The sequence below is a fragment of the Synechococcus sp. B60.1 genome, from assembly GCF_047462555.1.
GTDB lineage: Bacteria > Cyanobacteriota > Cyanobacteriia > Thermostichales > Thermostichaceae > Thermostichus.
Window position 1 is genome coordinate 26,755 of the sequence record NZ_JANSJN010000016.1, and the last position, 5,216, is coordinate 31,970.

The window sequence follows — 5,216 nt, forward strand, 5'->3', positions numbered from 1 at the left end:
ATGTGGAGCCGTTCCAGCCGCGGCAGTTCTGCCAAAAAGCCGGGCAGCTCGCCTGTGAGCTGGTTACGGGCCAGGCGCAGATCCCGTAATTGCTTGAGTTGGGCTAGCTCTGGCGGCAGGGATCCGCTGAGGCGGTTGTCCGACAGGTACAGATTCTCCAGGTGGCGCAGGTGCCCCAGTTGGGGCGGAATGGGCCCAGAGAGTTGGTTGCGATCCAAAAACAGGCCCCTCAGGGAGCTCATCTGGCCCAGTTGGCTGGGAATGGCGCCGCTGAGCTGGTTGTTTTGTAGGCTGAGGTTTTCTAGGCGGCTGAGCTGCCCCAGCTCGGCAGGAATAGGCCCGGAGAGCTGGTTGTGATCCAAAAACAACCCCCGCAGCTTGTGCAGTTGCCCTAGCTCCGGCGGAATGGGGCCGGAGAACTGATTGTAGTCCAGAAACAGGTTTTCCAACTCGCTCAGTTGCCCCAGCTCGGCGGGGATGGGGCCAGAAAGCTGGTTGTAACTGAGGGACAAGGCCCGCAGGCGGTGGAATTGGCCAATCTCCGGCGGCAGGGATCCGCTCAGCCCGCGGCGATCCAATACCAACTGAACCAGACATTGATCCGTATCGAACAGAGCCACCTCTTCCACTACCACCTGGGGACGGCCCAGCGCGGCCAGGATTTGCCGCAGCAAGCGCAGCTCCCGCTCCCTACAGGAGGGGGCAGACCAAACCAGTGTCCCCCAGCTCAGCCAAGCCCAAATTGCCAGCAAGGCCAAAATCCCTAAGTTCCGCCGAACTGGTCTTTTGACGGCTTCCATTGTCCCCTTCCGGCCAACGTCTTAAGGGAGCATAACTCCCGTCCAGATCCTTGCCAACTACTAGCTCGGGGAAGGGGCAACCGTTCCAGAGCAGGGCGCCAGGCAGGAGCTAGGATTGGCTGCCTTGAGAGCGCTGGATCACCTCAGCTTCGCTTAGAGGGGTAGGGGCGTGGAAAGACAGGCACCAGGGAGTTTGGACTTTGCAGGGCGGGTGAAGCTCCTGCGAGGAGAGGTAGAATTGCCCCACCTTCAGGATCGCTACATCCTCGCCGCTTCCTCCCCTCTGGGCAATTTGCTCGCGCACCACCTCGATAGCCGCTGGCGACGTAACCCGGCCAAAGAACTGGGTGGAGCAGTTGGCGATAATGTTGTGGTCGATGCTTTTGGGAGCCTGGGTGGCAAAAATGAGGCCCAGGCCGTATTTGCGCGCTTGGGCGGCTAGGCGCAGCAGGCTCTGCTTGCAGGGGGTAGTCCCCTGGGAGGGCACAAAGTCTTTGGCCTCGTCGATGGCCAACAGCCCGCGCACTGGCGCTTCCGGCGGAGCGGGGTTTTTCTTGATCCAGGCAAACAGCGCCATGGCCAGTTGGTTTACAAATTGCTGCTGTTCGCCCAGGGTAGGAAGACCCACCAGGTTGATGACCGACACGCGGGTTTTGCCATAGCCTGCGCCCAGCCCCAACAGGCTGGCCGGATCCAACGCCGTGCCGCTTTGACTGAGCAGCTTGTTGTTGACCATGGCAGCCTTGAGGAGATTGGCCATCTGCAGGGCCAGTTGCGGAGCCTTGCTGATATCGGCTCCTGCTTCTGGGGGCAGATCTGCCAGGAACTCGGCAAACTCGGCCAGGGATCCGGGCTGGTGGGTGGCAAAGTACTTCAAAGCTGCCCTGAGAACTCCCCGCTTCAGTTGGTCGCTGACAGTCTTGCCGGGGGCCACGATTTCCTGAAGGGTGCCCCAGGCGATGTCGACGGCCTGATCCAGCTCTTCAGGATCGTCAGCCAGCGCAGCAAAGTCCGGCAGGGGGGCGAGGGTGAGGGGGTTACCTGCTGCCAGCCCAGGGGTCCAAATCACCACTTCGGTTTGGGCAAAGTAGCGCTCTGCCTTGGCCTGATCTTCCTCTGTCCAGCCTTGGGGGGCAGCAGGCCAGGGATCCCCCAGGCGGGCCAAGTCGTTGGCAGCATCGATAACGATGGAAGGGATCCCTTGCAAGGCTGCCTCCTCCACGATGCGTCGCAAAAGCACCGTTTTCCCGGAGCCGCTGCCGGCCAGGATCACGGTGTGCCGCACCAGCTCTGGGACGGGCAGAAAGACCGGCTCCCCTTCTCGGTTGGCCACCCAACGCCGCCCGACAAACAAACTCGGCAGGTGCAAGTCCTGCTTGGCTTGAGGGGCCCTGCCGTTCTCTACCCTAGAAAGTGAGAAATCCCCTTTTGGAGTTTCCTGCCCAGGGATCCCTTCCTTCAGCCAGGCGAGGATCTTGGCCAAAGCCGAATCAGGCTCGGCGGCTGCCAGTTGGGCAAGGGGTTGCCGCTCGGCCAGCCAGTCCGTAAAACCGGGCCTGGATTTGAGCTGTTCTAGGGCCAGCAGAACCCTGATTTCCCTTTCGCTGGGCTGCCAGTGGATCCCGCCCTCCGCAAGAAAACTCTGCCACAATTGTTGGCTTACCGGGCCTCTGGGCACTGGTATGGTGCGCACCACCACCAGCTTGCGAGATCGCAGGGCCGGATCGATCCCGGCGGCTGTCTTGGCGGCTCCCAAGCGGGCCTGGAAGGCCTTGGGATTACCTGACTGGATGGCTATCAGACAAAGGTGCTTTTCTCGCTCGTTGGCCTCATGGAAGATTAGGCGCAAACGAGAATGCATCTGGGAAAAGCTTTTGGCTCCAGGGAAATCCGTTTCAATTTGGGTACCGATGCTGGCGGGCAACTTTTCTTGCCAAACGAGAAAGTGACATACAGAAGTCAAAAGTTCTTTCCATGGCTCGTCTTTGTTTTCCTGTAAATATGGAGAGATATCAGCATCTTGCTTGAACTTCTCAAACTCGCGATCCAGTTCCTGCAGAGAAGCACTTGAAGTAGTAAGAGGAGAACCGGAGGCTCCTAACTCGATAACTTTCCCTTCTTTCAAGCAGCTCTCTCTGTGCTCATGGCATTTTCGCAAAAGCTCTCGAGGAGACAGAAATTCATTGCTTTTAAAAAACTCCGGCTTAAAGGGGTAGGAGGAATAGGGAGGGGTAAAGCCAACCTTGCGATAGGCTTTTTCTAAGCGAGAGACAACAACAGCCTCAGCAGTAGCTGCAGAGTCAAGAAACACTAACCTCAAAGGGAACTCAAAGCGACCTAAAAACGTAGAAACAACCGTCTTTTCTAGGATTTCCCAAGAGTCTTCTAGGCAGGAGACAACCACAAGAGATCGAGAGAGATAATCTCGTAGCGCAATAAGACCGCCCCCAATGCTGTGAACAATGTTTTCTGTAGTCTTTGCTTCTGCCCCTGATTCTTCTGAAGCTATATGAAATTGCATAATGATTGGATCCAGCTGATCCAAAGCAACTACAGTGGGTCCCCGCAGGCTCATGAGCCAAGAAAGCCCCGCGACGATCTCGCTGGGAGTTAAGCCTGGCGAGACAAAGCCAAACCTTTGCTTCGTCTCCGGATCATCTACACCTAGGCCCTCTATCCAGCTAATTCCGGCTGCAGCTATGGCAAAGTCGGCAGAGTTGGCCAAAATCATGGCCCGCACACAGTCTTGATACTTAAGTGTGTTACTCTTATCTTGAGTAAACAGCCATTGCAGAACTCGATTGACAACTCTGACCAAGAGGTCAGGAGGAAATTTAGCAATCTCTTCTGCCTTCTTAGGGCTGGCCAGGGCTTTCAGGAAGATTTGATCGAGAACCTTTCTTAACTGGCTTCTTCCATCTGGCTCTTCCTGCATCAAGGATGTAAGGTACCCTTGAACTACCGTTTTCCAGAAATCTTTCACATCTGTCATGTCCACCAGGACAAATTCCACGCCCCTTTCAAAGCAGCGCTGTCTCAATACCCTGAGCAGGTGGGTCTTCCCAGTACCGCCGCTGCCGACAACAGGGATCCCCAGCGGAGACTCGCTTTGGGGGGATTGGATCAACTTCTCCAGCCGCTCAAATAGCCGCTCTCTAGCTTCTCGATGAAGATCGGGAACGTCAAACTCTGGTGGCTGCCAGATTTTCTTCAGGTGAACCGTCCAATCAAAATCAACTTCCCTGAGAGCCTCAAGGGCCTTTTGTTGTTCTTCTGCACTCTGCATGCTTAACTCCTAATTCGCAGAAAGTATCTTTTGGCGCCGGAGAGGGTAATGGCTGCTGCCTCGATTGCGGGAGTGATAGATAAGGGATCGTCAATAGGCATCAATACAATCTTGGTCTGGCGATCTAAAGCCACAAGAGCCTGATCCAATTGCTGGCGTGGCACCTGGGGAAATCTTTGGCGCAGATCTGATAGGTAAACCCGGGAGTGGCGTCCTCCCATCTCCTCACAAGTTTGAAAGACCTTCTCGAGGAAGGCGGGATCGACTTTCGCTTGGCCAAAATCGGAAGGAGGTTGGCCAGAGCCGGCTGGCTTGAGGACATGGGCCAAGGGAACGCTCTCCCGCTGCACGTAGTCCACCAAAATTTCCAAGACCTTTTGCAAAACAACTGCTGCCTCCGGTGACTTGGAACGGGCAATGGCCGTTGGAGGTGTGGTGGAGGCCCAGTCCCAGGCCTTGTCAGTTAGTGCAAGCCGAGCTACTTTCCTTCCCTTTTCAACTGTGGTCTTGTATTCAATGAGGCCCCTTTCCTCCAGCAGCTTGAGCTCCTTGGCGCTGTGCTTTGGCTTCAGCTGGGACTTGGCCGGTTCTTCCCCCGTTAGCAGAAGCTTCCAGAGCAAAATTTCGCTCTTGGGCAACAAAGAGGTCATCTTCTCACTCTCCAACTCGCCTCAAAGCCGGCTCCGTTGCTGTTGAATTACCTTGCGGATCATCTCCACCGCCCGCTCGCAGTCGCTCATCACCAGATCGTTGGGGATCCGCAACACCAAGTAGCCGGAAATCAGCAGTTGGTAGTCCCGCAGGCGATCCTGGTAGTAGCGGTCTCGGCTGCAGTGCTCTGGCCCGTCCACTTCCACCACCACCTTGCCCTCCCGCCAAAGGAGATCTGCTCGAAAGGATTGCCCAGTTACACTTTGTAACACTTGGTTAAACTCTAGCAGATCCTTGAGCTGCGGGTCCGCTGCCACCCGCTCGGCTAGCTTCTTCTCTGCTAGGCTAAAGGGGTGAGGGGATCCCTTGCAATCCACCACCACCTGCACCGAGCTGTCGAACTCCTCCCGCCTCTCCGGGAGCGGCAACTGGAGGGCGCCGTAGCTCACGGAAGCCAATTCAGGGTGAGCGGCCAAAGC

The 5,216-nt window shown here is 56.6% G+C and carries 4 protein-coding genes; all 4 read right to left on the reverse strand.

Features of this window, described 5'->3' with window-relative positions; genetic code table 11:
* Positions 1-752 (reverse strand): hypothetical protein (locus tag NW863_RS03335; protein ID WP_414364381.1); only part of this gene is annotated, 752 nt, incomplete at its 3' end.
* 157 nt (positions 753-909) lie between these two features.
* Positions 910-2,661 (reverse strand): helicase HerA domain-containing protein, encoded by a 1,752-nt coding sequence (locus NW863_RS03340; RefSeq protein ID WP_414364384.1) that lies wholly within the window; start codon positions 2,659-2,661, stop codon positions 910-912.
* A 1,427-nt stretch (positions 2,662-4,088) separates the two neighbouring features.
* Positions 4,089-4,736, reverse strand: coding sequence for a hypothetical protein (locus NW863_RS03345; protein ID WP_414362490.1), 648 nt, complete (start codon positions 4,734-4,736; stop codon positions 4,089-4,091).
* A 21-nt stretch (positions 4,737-4,757) separates the two neighbouring features.
* Positions 4,758-5,216, reverse strand: a 459-nt coding sequence (locus NW863_RS03350) for an endonuclease domain-containing protein (protein WP_414364386.1), incomplete at its 5' end; no start/stop codon positions are given.

Excerpts from the sequence above, each read along its gene's own strand:
- NW863_RS03340 (WP_414364384.1), bottom strand. The coding sequence starts at position 2,661 with ATGCATTCTCGTTTGCGCCTAATCTTCCATGAGGCCAACGAGCGAGAA.
- NW863_RS03345 (WP_414362490.1), bottom strand. The coding sequence starts at position 4,736 with ATGACCTCTTTGTTGCCCAAGAGCGAAATTTTGCTCTGGAAGCTTCTG.